Annotated in this window: 23 protein-coding genes; 13 read left to right on the top strand and 10 right to left on the bottom strand. The window is 44.0% G+C overall.

Translation table 11 applies throughout. From position 1 onward, the window contains the following. Window positions 1-133 precede the first annotated feature (133 nt). Both AC5ZC7_RS16735 and AC5ZC7_RS16730 read left to right on the top strand, forming a co-directional pair. Window positions 134-1,474, top strand: coding sequence for a DUF7834 domain-containing protein (locus tag AC5ZC7_RS16735; RefSeq protein ID WP_496157767.1), 1,341 nt, complete (start codon window positions 134-136; stop codon window positions 1,472-1,474). A 1-nt stretch (window position 1,475) separates the two neighbouring features. After that, window positions 1,476-3,419, top strand: coding sequence for a GmrSD restriction endonuclease domain-containing protein (locus AC5ZC7_RS16730; protein WP_496157768.1), 1,944 nt, complete (start codon window positions 1,476-1,478; stop codon window positions 3,417-3,419). A 548-nt stretch (window positions 3,420-3,967) separates the two neighbouring features. Here the strand turns inward: AC5ZC7_RS16730 and AC5ZC7_RS16725 are convergent. Next, window positions 3,968-4,936 (bottom strand): zinc-binding dehydrogenase, encoded by a 969-nt coding sequence (locus AC5ZC7_RS16725; protein WP_496157769.1) that lies wholly within the window; start codon window positions 4,934-4,936, stop codon window positions 3,968-3,970. Window positions 4,937-4,957: 21 nt separating this feature from the next. Further along, entirely contained in the window at window positions 4,958-5,350 is a 393-nt protein-coding gene (locus tag AC5ZC7_RS16720; RefSeq protein ID WP_511911604.1) for an ester cyclase, read from the bottom strand. A 152-nt stretch (window positions 5,351-5,502) separates the two neighbouring features. Here AC5ZC7_RS16720 and AC5ZC7_RS16715 point away from each other — a divergent pair, with 152 nt between their 5' ends. Then, window positions 5,503-5,625, top strand: a complete 123-nt coding sequence (locus tag AC5ZC7_RS16715) for a hypothetical protein (RefSeq protein WP_496157771.1) — start codon at window positions 5,503-5,505, stop codon at window positions 5,623-5,625. Window positions 5,626-5,675: 50 nt separating this feature from the next. Here AC5ZC7_RS16715 and AC5ZC7_RS16710 read toward each other — a convergent pair whose 3' ends face one another. Both AC5ZC7_RS16710 and AC5ZC7_RS16705 read right to left on the bottom strand, forming a co-directional pair. After that, a complete protein-coding gene (locus AC5ZC7_RS16710; RefSeq protein ID WP_511911603.1) occupies window positions 5,676-6,245 on the bottom strand; it encodes a Crp/Fnr family transcriptional regulator in 570 nt (189 codons plus the stop codon). Between the two features lie 214 nt (window positions 6,246-6,459). Then, window positions 6,460-6,813, bottom strand: a complete 354-nt coding sequence (locus AC5ZC7_RS16705) for a winged helix-turn-helix transcriptional regulator (protein ID WP_496157773.1) — start codon at window positions 6,811-6,813, stop codon at window positions 6,460-6,462. Window positions 6,814-6,904: 91 nt separating this feature from the next. Here AC5ZC7_RS16705 and AC5ZC7_RS16700 point away from each other — a divergent pair, with 91 nt between their 5' ends. Continuing rightward, window positions 6,905-7,639, top strand: coding sequence for an SDR family oxidoreductase (locus tag AC5ZC7_RS16700; protein WP_496157774.1), 735 nt, complete (start codon window positions 6,905-6,907; stop codon window positions 7,637-7,639). A 249-nt stretch (window positions 7,640-7,888) separates the two neighbouring features. After that, window positions 7,889-8,557: a hypothetical protein gene (locus AC5ZC7_RS16695; protein WP_496157775.1), complete on the top strand. Its 669-nt coding sequence runs from the start codon at window positions 7,889-7,891 to the stop codon at window positions 8,555-8,557. 6 nt (window positions 8,558-8,563) lie between these two features. Here the strand turns inward: AC5ZC7_RS16695 and AC5ZC7_RS16690 are convergent, their stop codons facing one another. The 6 genes from AC5ZC7_RS16690 to AC5ZC7_RS16665 are packed head-to-tail and all read right to left on the bottom strand — an operon-like array spanning window position 8,564 to window position 13,875. After that, window positions 8,564-9,499 carry an LLM class flavin-dependent oxidoreductase gene (locus tag AC5ZC7_RS16690; RefSeq protein WP_496157776.1) on the bottom strand — a complete coding sequence of 312 codons (936 nt, stop codon included), beginning with the start codon at window positions 9,497-9,499 and terminating at the stop codon, window positions 8,564-8,566. A gap of 9 nt (window positions 9,500-9,508) precedes the next feature. Next, entirely contained in the window at window positions 9,509-10,036 is a 528-nt protein-coding gene (locus AC5ZC7_RS16685; RefSeq protein WP_496157777.1) for a hypothetical protein, read from the bottom strand. A gap of 30 nt (window positions 10,037-10,066) precedes the next feature. Continuing rightward, window positions 10,067-11,095: a S41 family peptidase gene (locus AC5ZC7_RS16680; protein WP_496157778.1), complete on the bottom strand. Its 1,029-nt coding sequence runs from the start codon at window positions 11,093-11,095 to the stop codon at window positions 10,067-10,069. Between the two features lie 2 nt (window positions 11,096-11,097). Then, window positions 11,098-11,631 carry an aspartyl/asparaginyl beta-hydroxylase domain-containing protein gene (locus tag AC5ZC7_RS16675; RefSeq protein ID WP_496157779.1) on the bottom strand — a complete coding sequence of 178 codons (534 nt, stop codon included), beginning with the start codon at window positions 11,629-11,631 and terminating at the stop codon, window positions 11,098-11,100. Window positions 11,632-11,649: 18 nt separating this feature from the next. Further along, the gene (locus tag AC5ZC7_RS16670) at window positions 11,650-12,480 is read right to left on the bottom strand and encodes a class I SAM-dependent methyltransferase (RefSeq protein ID WP_496157780.1); all 831 of its coding nucleotides are present in this window, start codon (window positions 12,478-12,480) and stop codon (window positions 11,650-11,652) included. A gap of 30 nt (window positions 12,481-12,510) precedes the next feature. Continuing rightward, window positions 12,511-13,875, bottom strand: coding sequence for a nucleotide disphospho-sugar-binding domain-containing protein (locus tag AC5ZC7_RS16665; protein WP_496157781.1), 1,365 nt, complete (start codon window positions 13,873-13,875; stop codon window positions 12,511-12,513). Between the two features lie 563 nt (window positions 13,876-14,438). Here AC5ZC7_RS16665 and AC5ZC7_RS16660 point away from each other — a divergent pair. The 8 genes from AC5ZC7_RS16660 (at window position 14,439) to AC5ZC7_RS16625 (ending at window position 24,315) form a co-directional block, all read left to right on the top strand. Further along, entirely contained in the window at window positions 14,439-14,666 is a 228-nt protein-coding gene (locus tag AC5ZC7_RS16660) for a class I lanthipeptide (RefSeq protein WP_496157782.1), read from the top strand. Window positions 14,667-14,717: 51 nt separating this feature from the next. After that, window positions 14,718-14,927 (top strand): class I lanthipeptide, encoded by a 210-nt coding sequence (locus AC5ZC7_RS16655; RefSeq protein WP_496157783.1) that lies wholly within the window; start codon window positions 14,718-14,720, stop codon window positions 14,925-14,927. A gap of 203 nt (window positions 14,928-15,130) precedes the next feature. After that, window positions 15,131-16,252 carry a lanthionine synthetase LanC family protein gene (locus AC5ZC7_RS16650; RefSeq protein ID WP_496157784.1) on the top strand — a complete coding sequence of 374 codons (1,122 nt, stop codon included), beginning with the start codon at window positions 15,131-15,133 and terminating at the stop codon, window positions 16,250-16,252. Between the two features lie 2 nt (window positions 16,253-16,254). Beyond that, a complete protein-coding gene (locus AC5ZC7_RS16645; RefSeq protein WP_496157785.1) occupies window positions 16,255-17,457 on the top strand; it encodes a lanthionine synthetase LanC family protein in 1,203 nt (400 codons plus the stop codon). Window positions 17,458-17,466: 9 nt separating this feature from the next. After that, complete coding sequence (locus AC5ZC7_RS16640; protein WP_496157786.1) at window positions 17,467-18,396, top strand: LLM class flavin-dependent oxidoreductase; 930 nt, start codon at window positions 17,467-17,469, stop codon at window positions 18,394-18,396. 10 nt (window positions 18,397-18,406) lie between these two features. After that, a complete protein-coding gene (locus tag AC5ZC7_RS16635; RefSeq protein ID WP_496157787.1) occupies window positions 18,407-21,634 on the top strand; it encodes a thiopeptide-type bacteriocin biosynthesis protein in 3,228 nt (1,075 codons plus the stop codon). Continuing rightward, window positions 21,624-23,864 carry a cysteine peptidase family C39 domain-containing protein gene (locus AC5ZC7_RS16630; RefSeq protein WP_496157788.1) on the top strand — a complete coding sequence of 747 codons (2,241 nt, stop codon included), beginning with the start codon at window positions 21,624-21,626 and terminating at the stop codon, window positions 23,862-23,864. The genes AC5ZC7_RS16635 and AC5ZC7_RS16630 overlap by 11 nt, the downstream gene beginning before the upstream one ends. Window positions 23,865-23,898: 34 nt before the next feature. Beyond that, window positions 23,899-24,315, top strand: a complete 417-nt coding sequence (locus AC5ZC7_RS16625; RefSeq protein WP_496157789.1) for a hypothetical protein — start codon at window positions 23,899-23,901, stop codon at window positions 24,313-24,315. Window positions 24,316-24,318 lie beyond the last annotated feature (3 nt).

The following is a 24,318-nucleotide window of genomic DNA, read 5'->3' as shown; positions in this document are numbered from 1 at the left end:
ATGCCTGTTGATATCTTGATTCACTTCATAAATTTGTGAAAGCGGATATACGAGAGCTATTCGAGAATGTGGGGAACGGTAGAATTGAACCAAGAGGTGTTATCTCAAAAAGGGAAAATCGAAGTTATATTTTATGCAGGTTCAACATGATGTAAAAACAAGTGTAATCAGTATACGGGAATTACTGCAGCTGAAGAGACTTATGATACCGGCTTATCAGCGGCCTTATAAGTGGCAGGAAAGCCACATCCTACAGTTAATAGAGGATATCAATACGTTTAAACGAAAGACCGCCTATCGTCTAGGTACATTGGTGGTGCATAGTGATCGGGAGGCGCTGAATATAGTTGATGGGCAACAACGTACGATTAGCTGTATCCTCTTGTTCAAAGCGATAATAAATACGTTAACTATTGAAGATCCTCATTTGAAAAGGGAGATTGCATGTATTCAGAAAAATCTTGTTGATTTTACCTTCAGTAATCCTGTTACAGCACAGAATATCTTACGAAATTACAATGCGGCAAAGCGAGCCATTTCAAATTGTGATGAGGATTTTGTACGTTTTTTTGTGAATCATTGTGAGCTGATCTATTTCGAGATAACTAATATCAGTGAGGCTTTTCAATTTTTTGACTCACAAAATGCACGTGGTAAAGACCTGGCCCCACATGATCTGCTGAAGGCGTTTCATCTCAGAGCATACAGTTCTGAAAGTGAGAGTTTGAAACTGGCGGATGTCAATGTATGGGAAGAATACGAGTCCAATGACCTTGCCAGGCTATTCGCTGATTACTTGTTCCGGATCAGGTCCTGGTCTAGAGGCGATTCCGCCCATGAATTCGATAAAAGTAAGATACACCTGTTCAAAGGAGTGACGGTGGAGCAGATTGAAAATTATAATTACGTTGTTGCATTAAGGATACTGCATCATTTTACCGACGAATATAATAAAAGTTATCACCGGCAAATCGACCTGGCTCAAAAGCCATACCCGTTTCAGTTAGATGCGCCAATATTAAACGGCCGCCGGTTTTTTGAGATGATCGGCTATTATAAGAATGTCTTTGAGATGACGATTAATAGTATCCGTGTAAATGCATCTCTAACAGAAGTGTCCAAAGAAATATTTAAAACAATCAAATCTTATGACGGTTGGCAGAGAACGGGTGACACATATGTAAGAACACTATTTGAATGTGCCTTGATTTTCTATGTGGATAAATTCGGCTTCCACCATATCAATCAGGCTGTCGAAAAGTTGTTTGCGTGGGCTTATAAGTTGAGGTTGCAATATTATGCTATTCAATTTACAAGCGTAGATAATTATGTGAGAAGCGAGAACATGTTCCTGGATTTCAAGAACAGCTATGTTCCGCAACAGGCCCTTTCCAGGACCATTGACTATGAAATAAATATTCAACGAGACATCAAGGATATTAGTAGTATTTTGAAAAAGCAGTTTTACCTGTAATATGGCACATCAGATACAACCACACACAATAAAGGAGCTATTCACAAGAGACAGCTACCGCATACCAATCTATCAGCGGAATTATGCCTGGGGGAAACGCGAAATATCTCAACTTATTCACGATATTATCGACTACGTTCAGGAACAACGTAATTATTATATTGGTACTCTAATTGTTTTCGAGCAGGCCAGTGAGCACGGAGTCTTCTATGATACAATAGACGGGCAGCAACGTCTGACTACGTTTTCTATCTTGTTATCTGTTTTGAAGAATGAGTTCTCCGTTATGGATTGGTATCAGGGTAACACGTTGACTTTTGAAAGCAGACCTTTATCGCAAAATGCACTTGAATGCTCCTATGCAGGGTATTTCAGTGGGTATAAAGAGTACCATTCCTCCATTAAAGATGCGTATGACCATATCAAACAGGAATTGGGTATTAAACTTAAAGAGAGTGGGACAACAATCGAGGATTTTGCCCGTTATGTGACTAATCATGTCGTTATCCTTCGTGTACAAGTTCCGTATGATACTGACTTGAATCATTATTTCGAAATAATGAACAATCGCGGCGAACAATTGGAAAAACACGAAGTGGTAAAGTCACTTTTGTTGGATGTATTATATGATGGCGAAAGTGAGGAGAATGATTGTCTGCAGGAACTTTTTCACTCTATATGGGATGCCGCTCAACAAATGGAGCGATATATTCAATTCGGTTTTGAACCCAAATTGAGACGACTTTTATTTGGAAAAGACTGGTCTGAATTGCAACCTAAAGAGTGCGCTGAATTATTAGAAATATTCTATAGCTACAAAGAAAAAAGTAAGGATGGGAGTGCTGGTTTTTCACTTGGAATTGACGCGATCATAAACAGTGGTCAGCGATTTGAAAAGATCGAAACAACACAAGATACACCAGATAGATTTACATCACCAGTGAATTTCCAGAATTTTCTGTTACATCTCCTGAAGATTCAGACCTCAAAGAATGAAGTGGCATTGGATGACAAAAGGTTGATCGATCTTTTTAAAGCGGAGTTGAAAAACAGGGATAGAGAAAAAGCGAAGGCCTTTGTTTTGGAATTCATGTTCAATCTGCTGCGGGGTAAATGGTTGTTTGATACCTATGTGATTAAAAGGCAGTTTCTGAGCAATAAAGAGGGCTGGAGTTTAATGAAACTACGTTCGAGTGATGGAGTTAAAGGATACTATGTAAATACATTTGGTAAAGAAAGCAACTGGGATAATGAGTATGTCATTACTCTGCTCTCTATGTTTCATACAGCTGCACCCGCAATGATCTATAAGTACTGGCTAAATGCAGCAATGTATCATCTTTTGAATAGCGAGGAAGTTTCCAGAGATGATTATGTAGATTATTTGGAAAAAATAGCCAAGGACTTGATCTGTTTTCGCTTTTTGAATGAGGACGAAGGATCAAAGCTAGACTACCATGCACTTATTTTCAAGAACCACACTATTCCAAAAAAATATCCCGTCATTCAATACGATAATCTACTTTTGCAGTACGGTAGTATTGAGAACAATTTAGTATTTAATTTTTTAGACTATATTATCTGGGACAGCCTGGATGATGAGGTCGCGGAGAGCTTTGAATTTTCGTTCAGAAGTTCAGTTGAGCACTATTATCCTCAAAACCCCATTGGTGGGCAAAAGCTGGAAGATCAATATTCACTGCACTCCTTTGGGAACCTATGCTTAATAAGCCATCAGAAAAACTCCAAACTGAATCATCATCTACCTTCAGCAAAGAAGAACTATTACGCAAAGTTGAATCAAGGAGGTCATCTTGCTTATGATAGTTTGAAACAGTATATCATGATGCGAGATTATAACGCTGAGGAATGGAGTATGGAGCAGATCGATGATCATCATCGAAAAATGGTAGATTTAATCAACAATTTCATACAAGCGAGATAAACTCATGGCCCCGACGGGGCGAAGGAAGGATTATTATGAAGTGAAATGGTACTTTTCAAAATTGATAGTTACTTTTTTAAGTGTTGATACCAACCAGATAGGGTATGACCCCAATGATGTTCCTTTTGGTTATTTAAGTGAAGTTGGCAGTGTAACAATTCAATATATTCTTTCCGAGCCAAAAAAGGATAGCAATAGGCCATAAAAGAGGTGTAACTCTTATCTATAGAAGGTAAAAATGAAACAATTTAGGCGCAAGGTTTATTAAACTTCAATTAATACCCATAATATCTACATAAAATTACTTTGTTAAAATATCAGTGCATCAGCATCATTTCTATTTCCATTGAGAAACATAAAAAGTACATCTATTTTCCCTGGCATTTAATTTCAATAATTTATTGCTTTTATACGCTATCGTATGCCACAAATTCACTGACTTCAAATCTGGCTACAGTTGTCTGAATATTGTTGGGTAAGTCGGGAACATCATTAACAGTTACTTAAAATTGAGCCTAACTGTCAGATTAAATCGCAACTATTCCGATTTATGGCAATATGACGATCTTTCCAACGGCGGTATTACTGTCCATCAGGCGGTGGGCCGCTACAATTTCTTCCAGACGGAAAATTTTGCCTATGCTGAGTTTTATAAGGCCGGCTTCCACATCTCTGATAAACTGTTGGTAACTTCCGCTGTCCACCCGGACCTGCCCACTATCATACACAGTAAGATTCACGGTGGCGGGGATGTAATCCATTGGTGAAAAGTTGGCAATTGACCACTGTTCTGATAGCATGCCGGTCATGCAGACTGTAGCTCCCTGGGCGGTACACTCAAGTGAGTCTTTCAATGTGGACGTGCCGACCAATTCCAGTATTTTAGGTACACCTACAGGAAAGTCTTGTCTTAACGCAGATGATAGTTTGCCGTCGTCGATAAGCACATAGTCGGCGCCATTGTCCAGCAGGTGTTGCTGTTTTTGGGGATTCCTGGTAGTCGCAATAACCCGGAGCCCGCTGTTTTTAGCAAGTTGGGTCGCGAGCATGCCGATGGATGAGGTGCCGCCCCGGATCAGGAGGGTCTCCCCTCTTTCAATTTTCAATGAAAGATGCAGCGATCCATAAACGGTCTGGAACATTTCCGGGGTCGCACCAAGCTGCTCCCAGGGCAGATCGCTTTCAAACGGGTCGATGATCGAACTGGGCAATACAGTAAATTCTGCATAGCTGCCATCAAATTCACGGCCCATTCCACCCATGAAGGCTGCTACCTTCGTGCCTTTCTTCAGTGTTCCACCAGGATCGACTTCTACTTCGCCGACACATTCGATACCAAGCACGCGGGGGAACGTTACGGATGGAGATAGACCCTTGCGGGTCATCAACTCGGACCGGTTTAGCCCAAAGGCTTTTACTTTGATCAATACCTGCCCTGCCTGGGGGACAGGAATGGTCCTTTGCTCGATCACAAAGTTTTCGGGTCCGCCTGGTATGTTTAATACAGCCGCCTTCATGTGTTTGAGTTTGAAAGAGTATTATTGGGGAGGGAGTGCACCTATTTGTTGCATCAGCCCGAGGAGGTCAGGTTGGCCGTATTCCTCGATGATCTGGCCATTTAAAAAATGATAAATGTTGATCGCCATGACCCGGATTTGCCTGCCGGTAGGTGGCACACCAAAGAATGGGCCCTGATGCGTGCCAGCCATGGTAAACCGGGCGGCTACTTTATCGTCATCAAAGATGAACTCGTCCACGGCCCACTGAATATCGGGAAAACCACTGCGCATCATGTCTATGATGGCCAGGTAACCTTGTGGTCCCTCCATGGGTTCAGCACGGCCTGGGACATAAAATATCGCTTGGGGTGAAATGAGTTGTTCGACCAGTTGTGGGTCGGCGGTATTGATGAATTGCACGAACCGGTCCATTGCCTGTTTGTTGGTCTCTTTTGACATAATTTTGAGCTTGATTAGTTATATTTCCTTCTGGCATAAACAGCCCGTCGCAGGTAAAGAAATCGCGGGGGGCATTCTTGTTGCCTGTATTGAGCGTATGTGCAAACGCAGTAACTACGTCTTGCATGGCCGCTTTTTCTACCTGGATATTCATTGCCTTATATGTACTGTCTATCAGTCGTTTCCTCCAAAATGCAAGTGTTGCATTGGGCCGGGAACAATGGCGCAAAGGTAGTCTTTCCAGGTAAAATCAACCCTTAAACAATCTTAAGAAATAGCTTGAATCTGGTTTAGGGGGTCAGGATCGGGAGGACAGGTCTTTCCTTATTTTACTTAGAAATTCGGGAGTGATACCCAGATAGGAGGCGATTTCAGTATTTGGCAGCCGGAGAGCCAGTTGGGGATAGTCGGTGAGGAAGGATTGATACCTCTCTTCAGCCGGCTGACTGATATGTTGCAGGACCCTGCTTTGCAGGGCAATATATTTTCGTTCGATGATGATCCTGAAATTACGGTCAAATTTGTGATAGTCTATGTAAAACTGAAGCAGGTCGGAATGTTTGATCTGCAGAATAACGGACGGTTCGATGGCCTCTATATAAAGTCGGCTTGGCTTCTCATTATAGAAGCTAGTGAGGTCGGTAGTCCAGTCATTTTCTGCGGTGAATTGGATATTGTGTTCTTTTCCGGCCTGGTCTACGGCATACAGTTTAAAACAGCCGGAAACGACGAAGGTGAAATGACGGCAAACCTCACCTGGCTGAAGGATTATCTGGCGGCGCTTGATCCGCCTCTCTGTGAAATGCTGGAGTACTTCACTACGTTCCAGGCTGTTGAGCTGAAAATAGCTATTAAAATGGGGAATCAATTTCCCGACGGAGTCGTCTTTGGTATGCAACGCTTTGTTTGAATAAGATTAACTAAAATAGAAGTGTTCCGGGAGGAAAATTACAAAAAATGACTGGCAAATAAGCTTATCAGAAAACAGAGACCGGCAATTTTATAGGATTTACTACAAGCGGTAACCTACATGGATACCGTAGCCTAAAGAAGAACAAAACCAACGCTCGTACAAAAAAAATTCAATTAGACATAATCTTCTTTCTGTGTTTCAACCCAAATTCAATCAAAGCATTAATAACAGGTAAGGTTTCAGTGGCGTGCTTAGTAAGTGCATAGGATACGGTAACTGGTTTGGTATTGTTCACCGTTCGCGTAATCAGCAAATTTTCCTCTAATTGCTGTAATTCGGTCGACAGCACTTTGGGCGTTATACCTTTCGATTTTTCCAGCAAGTCTTTAAACCGAATCGTTCCGTAGAGGTACAAACTTCTCAAAATAAGTATTTTCCATTTGCCTCTCAATAAGTCGAGGGCATCCTGCAATGCTAATTGCCGTTCGATGCTGGGTTCCGGATTAGATTTCAATTTTCCCATAATTATAGTCACTATCCTAAAGGTAACGGATAACAAGACTATAACAAATGTCCGATAATTTTGGATTTATAAAAATCAAACAAACAAGGACATGGAAAATGAAAGAGAAAAGAGTTTGGCTGGCAAAAGAGTTATTCTATTGGGCGGCACATCCGGTTTCGGCTTAGCTACTGCAATAGCAGCAGCAGAGCAGGGGGCGTCTGTGGTGGTGGTTTCCAGCAGTCAGCAAAAGGTTAATGAAGCTTTATTGTTACTACCGGAAGGCGAAGGTTTCATGGCTGATCTTGGTAATGAAAAGCAGGTCGAGCAGCTGTTTAAGAAAATAGGCGAATTTGATCACCTTGTTTTTACGGCAGGTGATGCGTTAAATTTCAGTAACCTGTCGGAGTTGGATATTGACAAGGCCAAACAATCGATTAACCTGCGCTTCTGGGGCTCCGTTATGGCGGCAAAGTATGGAGCACCGTTGATTCGCGAAGGTGGATCAATTATATTAACTACTGGCGCCATCGGAAGAAGACCGCGGAAGGGAACTGCTGTGATTGCCGGAATGGCCAGCGCTATTGAAGGACTTACCCGTTCACTTGCTTTCGAACTTGCACCAATAAGGGTCAATGCGGTATGTGCAGGAACTTTCAGGACAAACCTTTTAGCCAGTATGACGGAGGGCGACAGGGAACAATTGTTTAGTCAGATTGGAAGCAAGCTATTGACAGGCAGGGTTGGCAATCCAAATGAAATTGCCGAAGCATATTTATACCTCATGCGCGGAAGCTTTACCACTGGTCAGATTATAGTGGTTGATGGAGGAAGCTTACTTGTTTAAATATATTCCGTATAACGCAGCCATAAGGAGCTACAAATTATTTCTACCATGGGGATCACACGCAACTTCTACAACCTGCGTTATTCATAGGTTGTAGAAGTTGCGTTTTTATTTTCTATAACTCCCGTTTCTTTCCCGTACTTTATACAGCATTACTACGATATATCATACATCTTCTCCTAAAATACCCCCATTCTAATTTTAATAAATCCACTTTAATCCGTATTTTCCAGTACACAATTTAACCCTATGCGTTCATTCATATTTTGCACCAGCTACATAAATGGAGACCAGTTTTTTCACAACCGCGACAGGTACGACAGGTGGATCAAATATTACCAGCCGCTGCTGGAACAGCTGCAGGCGGAGCGATTGTTCCTGATCGATGATGGCGGCCGGGGATATGGCGACATCAATGTGCTTTCAGGATCATTGCCCGCTACACTGGAAGGAACTGTTCAGCTGTATCGGTTTGATGAAAACCTGGGACGTCGTTCTACCATAGATTTCCCCGGTTGGTGGAGAAGCTTTTTATATGCCGTGGAGATTGCCCAAAAATATGAATATGATAAGATCATTCATATTGAATCGGACTTTTTTGTGTTGTCTGAAAAGCTCCGTACCTATATTCGTGAGTTGAACAGTGGCTGGACCAGCCTCTATTCTGCATATTATGAATTTCCGGAAACAGGTATCCAGGTGATTTGTAAGGATGCTTTTGATATGGTTACTTCTTTTAAACAGCAATATGTGAATGCGGATTTCCAGATGGATAATTTTGCAGAACTGAGTTTACCATTTACAACGGTTAATACCGATTTCGTTGGTGACAGATTGGGAGAGAGGGGAGTGATAGATGCCTGGTTGAGAAGTTCGCCGGAACTGCTGTCCCGATTGGATTATATCGGGCAGGTGTAGCGGTGGTTACACTGTGATATTTTGTTTTTGGGAGATACCCAGGCCAAGGGCATCCGCAATTAACTCAATTCCCAATAGCTTCTCTTTGACAGGTGCTGCGGTATTGAGAAAAATGAACTGACGAATGCCAAATAATTCGGCGAGGGTGTATACCTGGTCTGCAAATTCGGATGGTTCTCCTACTACGTTGTTGGTGACAAATCCCCGCGAATTTCTTTCACTGAGCGCATGAGCTGTTTGCCTGTTGTGGTGGCAACAACCTGTAAAAGCTAGTGAAATTCCCGGTAAACCGCCATGCTGGTGATAGTAGGCTTCTCTAAATCGCTCCAGTTCTTCCCTGGCAGGTGTGAGGTCTACACCAAAATGAAAAAGGGAGCGGGAAAAATTAAGGCCTTGCTGTAGTACCAGGTCGAGCTTTTTATAGGAGGAGCCCAACAGCCATATGGGAGGAGGTACTCCCTGTAGCGGTGGGATGATCACATCATTGTCGATCAGTTCTTCTTCTTTGCGGAAAATGTCCAGCAGGGAGAGGAGCTTATCGGTATAGGTGTGATCAGATACGGGCTCGGGGTAAAACAGTGAACGGGTAGTTCCGCTAATGTGGCCACCTGCAATGCCCAGGTCAATGCGGTTGGGGAAAAGACCCGCCAATAATTTAAATGTATAGGCAATGCGATAAGGCTGATGCGCGGAGAGGATGATACCTCCTGACCCTATCCTGATCCGGCTTGTTTTGCCGGCCAGGATAGGGATCATTATTTCCGGGTTGAGCCACAGCGAATTTCGATGGGGATTGTGATGTTCCGCCAGCCATATACGGGAATAGCCTAATTGTTCGGCATGGCAAACATAGGTCGACAGGAAGTCTGCTTCCTGTGTCGGAGTAAAATTTTCACCGGAGGTAGTACCAAAGTCCAGTAGGCCAATTTCAATATCGTTCATAAGGGATGATCAGGATACGGTAATGGAATAGTCGGGGTAAAGCTCTTGCAGTACAATGTCTATGCACTCGTTAACGTAATTGATGTCGAGATACATGTTCAGGTAAACGCAGGACATATAAGCTTCTACATGCCGCCCCTGCCGGATCACGCGGTCTATTTTTCCCAGCGAGGAGACGGTTGCTTTCAGGTAGCTTCGATACCATACTTCGTATATTCTGAACAGGGCATAGTTTCGCTGATCATCCCGGCTGGTGGTATAAAAAAGCACCCGGTGGCGGTTGTTGATAAGAAATTGTTCCATCAGTCCGATAACGGTGTTGGTAATTTTTTTATCAAATGCCTGTATCGTTCCCACGCTCATTACTTCAAAAACAAACTCATATACTTCTACGTACTTATTGTCTGTATAAAGCTGTACAATATCGTTCTGGTAATGCAGGATAAAGTTGATAGAATAGTGACTTCCTCCGTCTGAGTAAAACTCATAATAGTTGTCCGCCAGTTCTTTTAAAGGGTAAACAGGTAGATGGTTCATAATAATAAGTTTTTCCGGGTGATGGAATGTTTACCTGATCCAATGGCGGATATCACTCATCAACTGATCTTCAGTGATGGTTGATGGATTCGCATATTGATCTGGCTGTATGGGGCCGGGGTAGGCGTGACCGTTACGGTCATGGGTAACACTGGTAGCCAGTGAAATGAATGCGCTGTCTGCCAGGAAGATATTGCTTTTGCCGGTGGCTACGCCGAATGTGGGCATTCCAAATGTTTTTACGTGAGGTAACCCAAGGAATGCGATGAGTATCATTTCGCCGGCGCTGGCGGTATAGTTGCCGGTGATAATGGCAATGGGCTTTTCGGAAAGCTTCAGCGGGCCATACGTAGACAGATATCCCAGGCGCGCTGTTTTACGGCCACTTTTAGTATAGATGCCATTTTTGTAACGCGTGATATACGACCGGTTGCCTTTACTGTCAACATATTTTAGCAATACATCCTGGTTAATCAACGGCGCAAAGCCTGTCAGGAAGGGAGCTGTGGAGCCGCCTTCCATTTTCCGGAAATCGATAATAAGGCCTTTTACATTTTCATCGTCCATTTTTTTCAGGGCATGATACAGGCTGTCTGCTATCCGGTGTTGATCGGCCTGGTCCACGGAGTTGTAAGACTTTAGTTCTATTATCCCATAGGAGCTGTCGATCCTGGCATTAAAAGGAATGCCGCCGGGTTTACTGCTGAGCATAGTGATAATGGAGCTCCCCGCTTTGGCGGGCGCCTGGAAGAAGCTATGCCGGTCGTTGAGTCCGGCCAGCAGGTATTTGATGGCGGGATAGGTGTCCTGCCACGATTCGGCTTTTTCCATTTTGTCAATGGATGCCTGGTATAGTTGTTTGAAGTCAATATCTTTTTTCCGGAAGCTTTGGTCTCTTACCTGCACAAATGCATCGTTAAAGTAGCGGGCTGCAGCCGGCGAAATATTTTTCCGGGCGGCTCCGCGGTCGTCTAACAGGTAAGTGCTACTGCAGCCCACAAAGAATGTGGTCAGTAATGCGCCAAAGAATAAGCTTCCCTTGTGTTTTCTTCCCATCATATTCATATCTTTTCCGGTAGTAACAATGCCTCTTTATTTAGGTCCATTAATAGCACGATGCGTGTTTCGTTTGTTTTGTTCCATGCCTCATGCAGCAGGGTATCATCAAAAACAATTACGCCGCCTTCTGTCCAGCTTTCCTCCACGCCGCCTACTTTAAGCCGGCAATCGCCTGCTGGTACCTTAATACCCATATGGCAGCGAAGTACGGCAGCGGTGTAGCCTACGTGGGGGCGGATAATGGTTCCCGGGTTCAAGATAGAGAATCCTGCGGTATCAATCAAAGTAGAATATTGCTGAATAAAAGACGATAACACAGGGCACATCTGGTGGGCTACTGCAAAGTCTTGCCCCTGGTAACGCAACCCGAAGATATTCCAGCCTTCATTGTAAAGGAAGGTTTCGGGCCATTGGATGTAGGCACTTTCTTCTACGGCCTGGTTAAATTCCGTTTGAATGGATTGGAATTGCTGGCTCAGATCATGGATGAAAGGATGATCCAGGTAATAAAAGGGTTGTTGGAGTACAGATGTCATGTTTGCTGGGATTACAGGTTATATAAATTCAATGGCAATATCTCTGGCGTGCGGGTTATTGGGAAAGTCGAGCCCTTCTACGGGATAGGCTTCGGGTTTATCTGTTAAGTCATTTTTATCAATACAGGACCGCCTTACAAAGGTTGTTTCCAGCACATCGGGGAAGGCGATATTGGTATCACTGTTATGAATAAATCCATACATAAAAAAGGTAGGCGCGTAGTTGTTGCCATGTATGTGTACCAGCTCAAACTCCTGCTGTAGCATGGCGAAAGCTTTTTTCATGTCTAATAACCGGTTTTTGAGGTCATGCCATTCGATCAGCAGTTGGTTTACGTTTTGAAGATCGCGCATGATGTCCGGAGCATTGAATACCGCATATTCACTTCCTTCAATATCTATTTTCAGTAATACCTGTTCGTTGTGCAACTGAAATCTTTGTTGATGGGCAGCCAGTGTATCGAGTTTGTTTTTTTTCACGGGGCCCAATCCTTCGTTAATAAAAAATACCTGTTTTTTCTCCAGCATTCTTCGCTGGCGCCAGAGTTTTCCTACGAGCCACAGGTAGGAAGATGCGTTGATCAGTCGCAGGCGGAGCAGCAGGTTGCCGAGATGTTTGAAGTTAACCATGTATTTTCCATACATCGTGGGATCAAACATGAGTACTTTTTTCCCGGTTTGCTCCTGGAATTCTTCTTCAAAAAGCGTTTCCCATCCCACACCGTAGGTGAGCAGGCGGTCGGCGCTGTGGAGTGTTTTGCCGTAAACAACATAGCCTCCGTCTTGTTGTCCGCCCAGTCTTATTTTTCCATTGATGGCAAGTGGTTTAAGAAAATGTAGTGCATGCATATTGTTCAGCGATTAGATGATGGTAGGGTGTCATGATAAGTTGTTCACTGTTTCGAGGAAGGTGTGGGCGCTGTATTTTTCATTGATCACGTCGCGCATCTGCCTTGTATTATTTCTATATAACGGGTTGTTTAGTATCTCACCTATTTTTTTTGCCAGGCTTTCAGTGCTGTCTTTTTCCATTTCTCCCCGCAGGCCGATCCCGTGATATTCCACTTTGAAGGCGTTGCCATTGTTGTCCCATCTGGGTTCCAGCGGACATGCCAGCATAGGTACGCCATAGGCAATGCTTTCTTTGATGGATCCTAATCCGCTATGGGTTATAAATACATCCGTATGTTCCAGTACTTCTTTTTGGGGAACTTTTGAAAACAGGTGAATAGTAGGCCATTCGGGTAATGTTTTTTGCAGTACTTCCAGGATTCTTTCATTGGATGCCAGGATAAGGTGTGTGCCTTCCAGGTTGGCTACTGCTTCTACGAGGTTGTTGATAAAAGCCAGGATGGTTTTGTGTTGATGAATAGAAGTGAAGTAAGTGCCAAAAGAACAGAATACTATTTTTTGAGATTGCTGTTTCATTGCTTTCACTAACCCGATGTCAAAACGTTGGTCGAGGTTGTGGATGATGGTATTTTTGTTGACGCAAAGGCCCAGGTAATGCTGGTGCTGTATCCTTACCTGTGGCGATACTTCCAGCTCTAATGGCGCCAGGATCAGTTCCGGTACGTTTTTAAATGAATAAAGGGTGAACAGGTTTTTATCATAAATTAGTTCATTGTCTTTAGGCAATCCTATCTTTCTGCAAATACGTTTTAATATCCATTTATCCAGTAGCTTGTTGAATCGTGAATGGCTTTTTTTCAGCGGATGCGTTTTATCACGTTGCTTTTCGAGATGCGCTTCTTTTATCCATTCGGGGTCTGATAGTATCGGAAACCCTTTCAGGGTGTGGGTCGACAGCATCGGGGAAAACAACATGATTTTTATTTGGTGCCGGTACTTATGGAAGAAGAGATAATTGGTAACTGCAAATACATCGATCAATACCAGTTCCGGACGAAGGCTGGTAAGCAATGTATCTATTTCTTCCTGGCGCTCACGATAGATTTGATTGGTGTAAACAAGTTGCAGAAATTTGAAAGTTTTGTAAATGAAATTTTTTTCTCTGTAGTTGTTTACCACATATCCGGCATCTGCCATATAACCAATATTCTCTGTGGTGGATTTTACAAATGTGAACTGATTCTTCTCTATCATTTCCTGTAAACCCCTTGTCTGATGTACGAAGTAGTGTACATCATATCCATCGGCCTTCAATATATCTGCAAAATAAAAAGTAGGAAGAGCGTGGCTGGGAAGTGGCGATATTATTATCAGGGCAGACTTTTTACTCATTACTATGTGTTGTTTACGGGATCATTAGGAATGATAATTATCGTATCGGGTATCACTGATAGTGCTTAGGGTAATCTGATGAATTGAAGATAGAAAATTTTTTTTTATTTCAGATTTTTAATTATTTTGGTTGCATATAACGATAGTGAGAGCCCAAGTCCAAAATCTTGTTTTATAATCCTAAAGTAAACTATACATACTATGTTGTAAGTACCCGATTTTAAATACCTGTATTTTCATGAAGTGACGTTAGATACTGTGAGCACGCTATGTACCCGACTGTAAATCCCGTTTCTATTAAATCCGTATTAATGCAACAATGAAAAAATTGTTACGAGAACCCTGATGGCTGCAATGGTGCAGCCACCTCCCAACAGGAGTTGCCCATTCCGTAGTTAATAGTCCTGCCATGGATCCGTTTGTACTACCATCAAATGGTAGCTGGTAGGAGTGTGTTATGGTGTTAATAAACCTTGTTTTATTACGCCCTGGTATTTCTTTGTCTGTATGCATTTACAATTCATCACGTCTTTTTTTTTACTCACCTTCAAACCCAAGATCAAATGAAAAAAGAACAAGGGAGAAAACTGTCTCTCAACAAAGAAACCCTACTCCGCCTACAGGAAGAGCAGCTGAAATCTGCTATGGGCGCACAAGCCATGATGTCCAATGGTGGTACCGATGTTTGTCACTGGACTACCTGCGGCGCCAGCGTTAATGGTAACTGCTCCACCCACGGAACTGCATTAGCCGAAGCAGAAATGAATACCTGCTGTAAGAAATCCTGTTGATCACTTGAACCATTGAGATCAACCCTTTTTTAACCTGGAAAATTTCACATCATGGAAAAAAAATCTCTTAAATTAAACAAAGAGACATTACTCCGTCTTCAGGAAGAGCAATTAAAAGCTACGCTCGGCGGACAAGCATTTATGAGCAATGGACAGTCCTCTCAATGCCCTACAGTAGACACTTGCGGTTGCAACCCCAACGAGCCTGCAAGCTGCTGTAAGAAAACCTGCCGCGCACACCAGAGTGCCGAGTTTTCATGATGACTGGTTCGTCGTGGTAAAACTCCTGCCGGCAACGCCGCTACGTATAAGCTGTTAATGCGTAATAGCAGAAAGATTTACCAACGCCGGATATCTTTTATTCAGGTATAATATGCCCGAAGAGAGGCGGTTACCTGGTGATTGATCACTTCATCCCATAGCAGCAGGTAACCGACCTTTTTTAAAAATTATGACTAGAGCCGATGAAGATGCCATCCCACGAAGTGTATAATATAAAAGACAGCATGGGCGACCTTGCTAGTTTTATCCAGGATAATGTTGCCGTTATCGATCGTTTCGATATGGGCTACGGCGTTTGCGGGTTTGCGATTTTTTATCATCAGCGATACCTGCTTTACGGCCACCAGGAAGATTTGCAGGCATTTTATGAAATGACAGAAAGAGCGATATACCTGGCTAATAATCCTGTTGAAAACGGATTCACGTATATCGACTACACGGAGATGGGCTTCTTCCTGCGCGGTCATATTCCGTTATTACAAAAGAAATTCGACGTAGCGGAGATGATTCAGCAAATAGATGAGCTGCTGCTGGATTATGCTTCTTATGCTATCGGACAATATCGACTTGATCCCTATACCGGCGGCATGTTACAGGCACACTATTTTCTGTTACAAGGCATTCATACCGGTTTTATAGCGGATCTCGTCAACGATTTCTTTACAACGAAGCTGTCGCTGGAAAGTACAGAGATCTCCCAAACAGGGATCACGCACGGCCTGGCATTTTTTCTGTTGTTTTTCGTCCGTTGCTTTGAACAGGGTATTCAGACCGAAAAAAGTCTGCACTTAATCCGTCATCTGTGTGATGCTTTGATGGGAGCGGAGCAGGACGCCGATATCCACGGTTCCTTTTTCTGCGACAGGCGGCAGGAAGCAGGTGTATCAGGACTTAACCTTTGTTATGGAGATGCCGGAATTGTATATGCATTGTTGCGCGCATCCAAATACCTTCTTCCAGGGTATGCAGCAGCAAAAACAGACAAAATGGTTAAACATCTTATAAACAGGATCGGTCAGGTGAGCCCCGCAGGTACAGATAGTATCCTGTATGGGGAAAGCGGCCATTTATTTTATTTGCAACACCTGCAAAATGAAGGGTTCTTACCTCATCTGCCGGCCACCGATACATTACCATCTCTTGACGTTACCTGGAACCTCCGGGAAAACCTGCACATGTATGGGTTGCGGGAAAAAAAGAAAATATCGCTGCTGGAAGGAGCTACTGGTGTTGCTTACCTCCATTGTTGCCGGCAAACCGGCGCTAATCCCCGATACATTAACGCATTAACCTATCTGCTTTGAATATGAAATGGAACGAAGACCTGAATGATATCCTGACTTATATGGATACAAAGCTGGGAGAAGAGCAATACCGGAACTATTCACTTTATAATGGTATGCCGGGACTGATGCTCTGTTATTATTATCTGGCAAAGTATACCGGCGAACAAAAGTTTGCTGACAAAGCAGCCATGTTTTATGAAAATATCAACACGGGGCTTGAATCCGGCGCTGTTAACTTCAGGATATTCCACTCGCTTAGTTATGGAATAACGGGGATTGCTTATGCCAACTGGCATCTCAACGAATTTGGTTTGCTTCCTACGCATCCATCCGATTTTGAAGGGATTGAAGAAATGTTATTACCCTGTTGTGAAGAAGATTTTAACAGAAATGTTACGGATAATCTTCATGGCCCTTTGGGTGTTTTTTACTACCTGAGTAAGGTGATGGATACTTCTCCTGAAGTGCCTGCCGTCATGGAAAAATTGCTGGATAGGTACGCTGCTGCTGCTATTACAGATGAGTGGGGCATGCGCATCAAGAATAACTCTGTGAAGGATGTACATGAAACAGAATACAACCTGAGCTTATCCCATGGTTTATGTGGCAACCTGCTCATTTTTGCGGAAGCATATGCCAACGGCTTTCGTTCCGAAAAAATGATGCAGCTTATCAGGGATGGCTTGAAATATATAGATAATACAGAGAAGATAGAGCTTGACACCAATGTCAATAACTCACATTTTCCCAGTTTTTTTTCGGAGCACGCCGGATTTGATAAGGCTGTCAATATCAGCAATTATAATGCCCGCCTGGCCTGGTGCTACGGTGATCTTAACATGGCGCTGTTGTTTATCAGGTTAGGACAGGTGTTGAATGATACAGCACTGGTGGAGCGGGGTATTCATACCGCAGAGCGCAGCCTATGGCGCAAAACCAGGATGGAAGCGCAGGTGGCGGATGTGTTTTTCTGCCATGGCGCCAGTGGCCTGGCTTACCTGTACCTGAAACTTTATCACCTGACCGGGCGCGAAGCTTTCCTGGAGCAAACGGATCATTGGATGGAGATTACCAGCGAGCGGTTGAAACATGCATTGGATAACGGCAACGAAGAAAATCCTTTCTCGCTGCTGGAAGGGTATCCGGGCGTAGCCCTGGTATACCTCAGTCGTATGCTCGGAAAACCGCTTACCTGGGACGATGCACTTCTTTTGAACTTTTAATTATCGCCGATGAAACTGGGCATTATGGAATTCGGGTATCTTGAATCGGCCTTCAGCAGTGTAGGTAAAGTGAGCGACATCGCTGACTATGCTATGATGGCGGATGAAATGAATTTTTCCCGCTTTTGGCTGAGCGAACACCATCATAACTATACGCAGAGCAGCTGGTCTAACCCCCAGTTCCTCGTACCGTTGTTACTCAATATGACCTCGCGTATTAACGTAGGTATAGCGGGTATCTTAATCAATTATTACTCGGAGTATGAAGTGGCGATGAACTTCAAGCTGATGGCGAATCTTTTTCCTGACCGGACCGACCTTGGCTTTGCGAACGGTACGCTGCCGGTTAATATAGGAGGATTGTTGTCGCAGAAGAAGCTGGAACAACATCCGGAGGATTTTTACAGGAAGATTGTTTCCCTCGCAGATATGCTCCATAACGAAGATGATTTCCGGGAGAAACAGCAGATTATTATTCCGCCATATAAAGGAACGGCGCCCAATATGTTTGTGTTGAGTTCTTCTTCTATGAAATTCGAGTTTTGCCTGGAGCATCAGTTGCATTGCGCGCATTCCTTATTTCATGATCATCGTTCCCGGGAGGTACTGAATAAGGCACAAATCGCCGATTACAAAGGGATGTTCCGGGAGCGTTACGGTTATACACCTTCTTTTGTAGTGGCCTTCAAAGGGATTTGTGCCACCGATAGTACTACAGCGGAAAAATACCGTCAACAAGCCTCACAGAGTATATATGGTGCTTCTTTCTTTAACAACCTTATTGCAGGAACCCCGGAAACATTTGTCCAGGAGCTGGCTGAACTGGAAGAAAAGTTTGGCGTGGATGAATGTGTATTCCTGGATTGCAATACAGATGTAAACAGGAAGAAAGAAGCCCTGCAATTATTATCAGACAGATTCAATATTACTCACTCATAAGTATCATGATATGAACCCAGCATTCCAGCATTTCGACAAGTTCATTTACCGCATACCGGCTTTATCCATGTCCTTACTGGAGCAGGAAATTAAACAGCATCCGCGGGTACATGAGTTGCTGACATCCTATCTCAGTAAGCCTGCTGTGCGGGAAGCCATTTACCTGGCCTCTCCTGACCTTTACCAGGAAGTGTTATTGTTCCTGAGTGGAGAAATATCCAAAGAGGAGAAACCTGTCCGGTACGATAAATTTGTGGACGCCGCATTGAAGTATATTTATAGGATGACCTACAGGGCTACTCCTTTCGGCACTTTCGCCGGCGTAGGAGTAGGAGACGTAGGCAGTGAAAACAGGATATCACCGGATACCGAAGCGCCCATGCAAAAAGTAGTGCGTTTTGATTCAGGCATACTGATAGCGATAGCGGAGTATATCTTGAAACAGCCGGAACTATTGAAGGGGCTTACCTTCTATGCCAATAACTCTATTTATCCATTGGAGGACAAATATCGTTATGTGGAGTTTTTTATGGACGGCGAAGGCAAAAGAGTTTATCATCTCTCATCTTTCGGGAAAGATGAATATACCGAGGCGATTCTGGCTGCAGCAGCGGATGGCCTGCCATTTTCCGACATCGTGGCGTTGCTGGTGAGTGACGATATTTCGGAAGAAGAGGCCACAGATTTTATCTGTGAACTGATTGGCGCCCGAATATTGATTAGTGACCTGGAACCGCTTGTAGTGGGAGAAGAATACAGCGTACAGTTTATGCGGGTGTTGTCGACCGCAATTTCTTCATCTGCCGTGTTAAGTGCCGCCGGCAGGGAACTGTATAGAAAAATATTTGACTGCATACAGCGATGCCTTCACCTGTTTGATGAAATTGCAGCGGATCATCATTTCCCGGTAGAGAAATATGAATGTATTGTAACGGAGCTGGAAACACTCGGTGTACAGTTCTTTTCAAAAAGTAGTTTCCAGGTGGATGCCGGTGTCAGGGCGGTTACCCAACCAATTATCTCCACCGCACTGGCGGCAGATATTGTAGAGGGCTTTCAATATCTCCTCAAATTTTGCCGGACCCATGAAAGTAGTATGATGGCGAAATTTACCAGGGATTTCCAGGGCCGGTATGAAGACCGGATGGTAAAGCTGGCAGAAGTAATGGATCCTGAAATAGGTATTGGCTACGGCACACTGGGAGCTGGTACCCTTGACTTTTCACCATTGGTAGATGATGTGCCGGTACCGCCAAGACCGGCAAAGAAAGATACCCTGGAGATCAAATGGGATATGGATAAACACACCTTTTTCTTCAACAAGGTATTACAGGCATTTAAAAATGACGACTATACTGTTTCACTTTCAGACGCCGAAGTCCGGAAATATATGCCACCGGCAAAGGAAATACCGGCTACCGTGAACGCCTATGTAAATGTATTGTACCGGAAAGATGAAAAACCGCTTATTCATTTCCTGAACCTGGGAAGTGGTAGTGCTGCCTCCATGTTTGGCCGGTTTAGTGTAACGGATAAAGACATCACTGCATTGTCGACCCGCGTGGCTGAATACGAAGAAGAATTTTATAAAGGCTATGTAGTAGCGGAAATTAATCATCTTTCAGATACCCGTATTGGTAATATCACCATGCGCGATACTTTCCGGAAACATGAAATCCCCTATGTTACCAAGTCAAACGCCCCCCACCAGGAAGGGATTATTTCTGTGGATGATCTATATCTCGTGATGGTTCACGGCCGGTTACAGGTGTACGCGGCCAGCCTGAAAAAATGTGTGTTGCCTAAATTATCCAATGCACATAATTTCTTTATGAACACCTTGCCGGTGTACAAGTTTTTGGCAGACTATCAAAACGAGATAGAACTTGGCGGCATTGACATTATGCTTGACATGGGCCGTGTACCGGAGTTTTTTGAGTTTACTCCCAGGGTGCAATACCGGAACTATATTTTTTCGGCCGCCAGGTGGAGCTTCCCGAATACGGAGCTCATGGAAATTGTAGCAAAGAATGATACCGCCACCGCTATCGGAGAAATCAGGAAGTATTTGCAGGAGAAACGGATTCCCCGGAGGTTCTATTTGCAGGAGAACCACGACAATGAATTGTGTTTTGACCTGGAGAACGATATCTCCCTGGAGCTTTTTATTCACGTAATTACCAAGGTGAAGAAGCTCTATTTCCGCGAATGTTTGTTTGATCAGTCAAACGAAGGGCTGGTGCAGCAAGGCGACCTGGTGTACGCACACGAATTGTTATTACCCCTGAAAAACCTGGAAGGGAAAGCCCATTTTGTTGACGGCAGCACGCTGCTGCCTGCAATCCCGGAATATGCTGATGAAGCCAGCCCGGTGGAGCGCAGCTTTTTACCTGGTAACGAATGGCTGTTCCTGAAAGTATATGCCGGTATTGATATCTGTGAAAAAATTATCGGCCAGGTGCTGCCGGGTTTTCTGCAGCAACTCCGCGCCAGCGGAAAACTGGGCGGGTGGTTCTTTATTCGTTATTCCGATCCTGACCATCATATCCGGTTACGGTTAAAAGTGCCGGCAGATATGATTGATACCATACTCTCCGGATTACAGCAGGCCATTGTATCGCAGCTGGGAAGAAAATGCCTGGGAAGTATTATCGTAGACACCTATCAGCGCGAGTTGGAGCGGTATGGATTTGAGCTGATGGAGACCGCCGAAAGTATTTTTATGTACGACAGTGAGCTGGCGGTACAATTAATAAATGAAACAGCGGCTATACCAGGCACTCATCCGAGGTGGCTGGTGTCGCTGAGGACCATCGACGCCTATATGAATGCGTTTGAGATGGACATAGATGAGAAATATGCCTTTGTGAAACAACGCAGGGATGATTTCGCGCGGGAGTTTAATGCAAACAAATTTCAGAAAAGGAAGATTATCTCCAAGTTCCGGACCGCAAAAGAAGAAATAGACATGGTCATGGAAAGCAGCGGTCATCAGTACCAGGCAGCTATGGCGCTGATCGGCGATTTTGAAGACCGGCTCAAAGTGATTTGGAATCAACGATACCGCCACCAGTCGAGGGATAAACAGCTTGGTTTCCTGAACAGCTTCGTACACATGCACGTGGTACGGTTGTTCCGGTCAAAGAACAGGCTGACAGAGTACGTACTCTATTTTTATCTCGAGCAACACTTCCGGTATAAAATAGGTGAAATGAAACATTTGATGCATGCTGAATAAAAGATTTCCATTTTATTACCAAAGTAATTCCATGGAATGCGGCGTTGCCTGCATGAAGATGGTGACAACCTACTTTGGTAAAAAGCTGAGCAATAATACGATTCGTTCTTTTTCTGATTTTGAACGATCGGGGACTTCCATGTTCGGACTTTGCAGAACAGCCAAAGCGCTGGGATTGGAGCCGGAGGCTTATTCACTCCGGTACGATGAACTGCTGGCATTGAACACGGATCTGCCCTGTATTATTCACTGGAACCGGTATCATTTTGTGGTATTACACAAAATCTCTGACAACAGGTTCCATGTAGCAGATCCGGCGAAGGGATTATTGAAGCTCAAAGAACCAGAGTTTAGGGAAAATGCGTTTACGACAGACGGCGAAGGTGTTGAACGCGCTTTTGTGATCTTTTTTAAACCTACCCCTCAGTTTGAGGCCCTGGAAAACGATGAGTCGTCGGGATCCAGCGTACGCTTTGCGCTATTCCAGGAAATGATCGCAAAGCGGCAACGCTTCTTTTGGGTAATTGGAGTACTGTTATTGATCTCGTTGATGATACAGTTTCTTATACCCTTCTTTACAAAATCGATAGTAGATATCGGTATTACCTCCGGTAACCTGAACCTGGTATTGGTACTGGCGATTGGACAGGCTGCCATTATTTTTGGCCGTACATTATTTGATATTGTACGCAGCTGGATTTCGTTGCATCTGAGCGTACGTATTAACTTCGACCTGATCGTCAGATTCCTGCAGAAGATGTTCCGGCTGCCCCTTATTTTCCTGGAAAGCCGGAAAATAGGCGACCTGATGCAGCGTATTACCGACAACTACCGGATAGAGTCATTCATCACCAACGTCACGGTGTCAAGCGCTTTTTCTTTCCTTACCATCCTGGTGTATTCAGCGGTGCTTTGTTTTTACGACTACCACTATCTGCTGGTGTTTATTTTCAGTAGTGCGGTGTACGTGGGGTGGAACATATTTTTTCTTAAAAGACGGCAGAACCTGGACTGGAAGAGATTTGATGTAGCGGCGCGTAACCAGTCCATACTTATCCAGATGTTTTCCGGTATTCATGATTTGCGTATCAACAGTGCCGAGAAGTTTTATTTCTCTATCTGGGAAAAGAATCAGAGGGAAATTATTAAGTCGAACTTTGATGTAATGCGATTAAACCAGGTACAGCAAACGGGCGCCTCTGTTATTTATGAAATATCACAGATCCTTATTACGCTGCTGTCTGCCCACCTGGTGATCCATAACCACATTTCTTTTGGTACCATGCTCGCTATCCAGTTTATTATGGGGCAGTTAATGGGGCCAATGGGGCAACTGATGAATGCTGTCATTACCGGGCATGATGCTAAAATAAGCCTGGACCGGTTAATGGATATCTGGAATGTACGAGAAGAGTCGGAACTTTTTGTACGTGGTAATAAAGAGACGCATCCCCAACGCCTGGAAGCCGCGGATAACAGTATCCGTTTCTCCAATGTTAGTTTCAATTATCATGGACAGGAAACGCAGTTTGCGCTCGATGGTATCGACCTGGAGATTCCGGAAAACAAGATTACCGCCATTGTAGGAATGAGCGGCAGCGGCAAAACAACCCTGTTGAAGTTATTGCTGGGCTACTATTACAACTATGAAGGAAGCTTATATGTAGGTGGTGATGAATTCCGGTCAATTGATCTGCAGCACTATCGGCCTAAATGCGGGGCCGTATTGCAGGAGAGCTATATTTTTAATGACACTATTGCCAATAATATAGCGCTGGGTTTACCCCTGGACAATGACCGGATGAACATGGCGCTTGATATTGCCTGTATCCTCGACTACGTGCAGGGATTACCGCTCAAAACCAATACATTCATAGGTAACGAGGGGAAAGGCCTGAGCGAAGGACAAAAACAACGTTTGCTGATTGCGCGTGCACTGTATAAGTCGCCACAGTTCCTTTATCTCGACGAAGCCACCAATTCCCTCGATGCGAAAACAGAGGCCCGGATATTTGCCAAGCTCAGAAACTATTTTAAAGGAAAAACAGTTGTCATGGTGGCCCACCGGCTAAGCACTGTGCAACATGCCGATAAAATTGTGGTGCTGAGCAAAGGTAAGATTGCAGAAGAGGGAACGCACGACGAGCTGCTGCTCAATCAACATGAATACTATAACCTGGTGAGGGCACAGGTAGGCAATTACAATCTCAGGGAAACAACCGATGTCTGACCGGCATCGGTATCAGATCTTATAAATGTAAAGTATGGATGAGTTAAATACATTTCCCCGGAAACCGCTGTTATTTGCAGTGATATTATGTTCGCTTTTTGTACTGGCGGTTACGGGCGCCTGCTTCTATCATCCGGCGATACCGCATCCATTCAGGATAAAGCTGAACAAGACCGGGATGATTGGGGAAGGAACGGAAGGGTATTATGTAACTACCGAAGGTGCAAGCGGCACGGTTACCCAACCCCACTACCGTTTGAAAATGGCCGTGAATGGAGAGAGCGTCTTTTACGACTTACAGATCGATCAACAGCTAAATGACAGCAGCTTTGCCGGCCGTTTGCTGGTGCATAAGGCTACTAATCCATTTGGCCGCGACAATTCAGTGGAAGCCATTATTTACAATGATTCAAAGTCGGTATTGCCGCTTATAAGACTGATGTTTAAATAACCG

The sequence above is a fragment of the Chitinophaga sp. 9-1-y genome (assembly GCF_059511905.2).
This window is presented reverse-complemented; position numbering and strand designations above follow the sequence as displayed.

Excerpts from the sequence above, each read along its gene's own strand:
- AC5ZC7_RS16630 (WP_496157788.1), top strand. The coding sequence starts at position 21,624 with ATGCTGAATAAAAGATTTCCATTTTATTACCAAAGTAATTCCATGGAA.
- AC5ZC7_RS16675 (WP_496157779.1), bottom strand. The coding sequence starts at position 11,631 with ATGACATCTGTACTCCAACAACCCTTTTATTACCTGGATCATCCTTTC.
- AC5ZC7_RS16645 (WP_496157785.1), top strand. The coding sequence starts at position 16,255 with ATGAAATGGAACGAAGACCTGAATGATATCCTGACTTATATGGATACA.
- AC5ZC7_RS16690 (WP_496157776.1), bottom strand. The coding sequence starts at position 9,499 with ATGAACGATATTGAAATTGGCCTACTGGACTTTGGTACTACCTCCGGT.
- AC5ZC7_RS16695 (WP_496157775.1), top strand. The coding sequence starts at position 7,889 with ATGCGTTCATTCATATTTTGCACCAGCTACATAAATGGAGACCAGTTT.
- AC5ZC7_RS16635 (WP_496157787.1), top strand. The coding sequence starts at position 18,407 with ATGAACCCAGCATTCCAGCATTTCGACAAGTTCATTTACCGCATACCG.
- AC5ZC7_RS16650 (WP_496157784.1), top strand. The coding sequence starts at position 15,131 with ATGAAGATGCCATCCCACGAAGTGTATAATATAAAAGACAGCATGGGC.
- AC5ZC7_RS16730 (WP_496157768.1), top strand. The coding sequence starts at position 1,476 with ATGGCACATCAGATACAACCACACACAATAAAGGAGCTATTCACAAGA.
- AC5ZC7_RS16670 (WP_496157780.1), bottom strand. The coding sequence starts at position 12,480 with ATGCATGCACTACATTTTCTTAAACCACTTGCCATCAATGGAAAAATA.
- AC5ZC7_RS16715 (WP_496157771.1), top strand. The coding sequence starts at position 5,503 with ATGGCCGCTTTTTCTACCTGGATATTCATTGCCTTATATGTACTGTCT.
- AC5ZC7_RS16680 (WP_496157778.1), bottom strand. The coding sequence starts at position 11,095 with ATGATGGGAAGAAAACACAAGGGAAGCTTATTCTTTGGCGCATTACTG.
- AC5ZC7_RS16725 (WP_496157769.1), bottom strand. The coding sequence starts at position 4,936 with ATGAAGGCGGCTGTATTAAACATACCAGGCGGACCCGAAAACTTTGTG.
- AC5ZC7_RS16700 (WP_496157774.1), top strand. The coding sequence starts at position 6,905 with ATGGAAAATGAAAGAGAAAAGAGTTTGGCTGGCAAAAGAGTTATTCTA.
- AC5ZC7_RS16655 (WP_496157783.1), top strand. The coding sequence starts at position 14,718 with ATGGAAAAAAAATCTCTTAAATTAAACAAAGAGACATTACTCCGTCTT.
- AC5ZC7_RS16705 (WP_496157773.1), bottom strand. The coding sequence starts at position 6,813 with ATGGGAAAATTGAAATCTAATCCGGAACCCAGCATCGAACGGCAATTA.
- AC5ZC7_RS16625 (WP_496157789.1), top strand. The coding sequence starts at position 23,899 with ATGGATGAGTTAAATACATTTCCCCGGAAACCGCTGTTATTTGCAGTG.
- AC5ZC7_RS16735 (WP_496157767.1), top strand. The coding sequence starts at position 134 with ATGCAGGTTCAACATGATGTAAAAACAAGTGTAATCAGTATACGGGAA.
- AC5ZC7_RS16720 (WP_511911604.1), bottom strand. The coding sequence starts at position 5,350 with ATGGACCGGTTCGTGCAATTCATCAATACCGCCGACCCACAACTGGTC.
- AC5ZC7_RS16640 (WP_496157786.1), top strand. The coding sequence starts at position 17,467 with ATGAAACTGGGCATTATGGAATTCGGGTATCTTGAATCGGCCTTCAGC.
- AC5ZC7_RS16665 (WP_496157781.1), bottom strand. The coding sequence starts at position 13,875 with ATGAGTAAAAAGTCTGCCCTGATAATAATATCGCCACTTCCCAGCCAC.
- AC5ZC7_RS16685 (WP_496157777.1), bottom strand. The coding sequence starts at position 10,036 with ATGAACCATCTACCTGTTTACCCTTTAAAAGAACTGGCGGACAACTAT.
- AC5ZC7_RS16660 (WP_496157782.1), top strand. The coding sequence starts at position 14,439 with ATGAAAAAAGAACAAGGGAGAAAACTGTCTCTCAACAAAGAAACCCTA.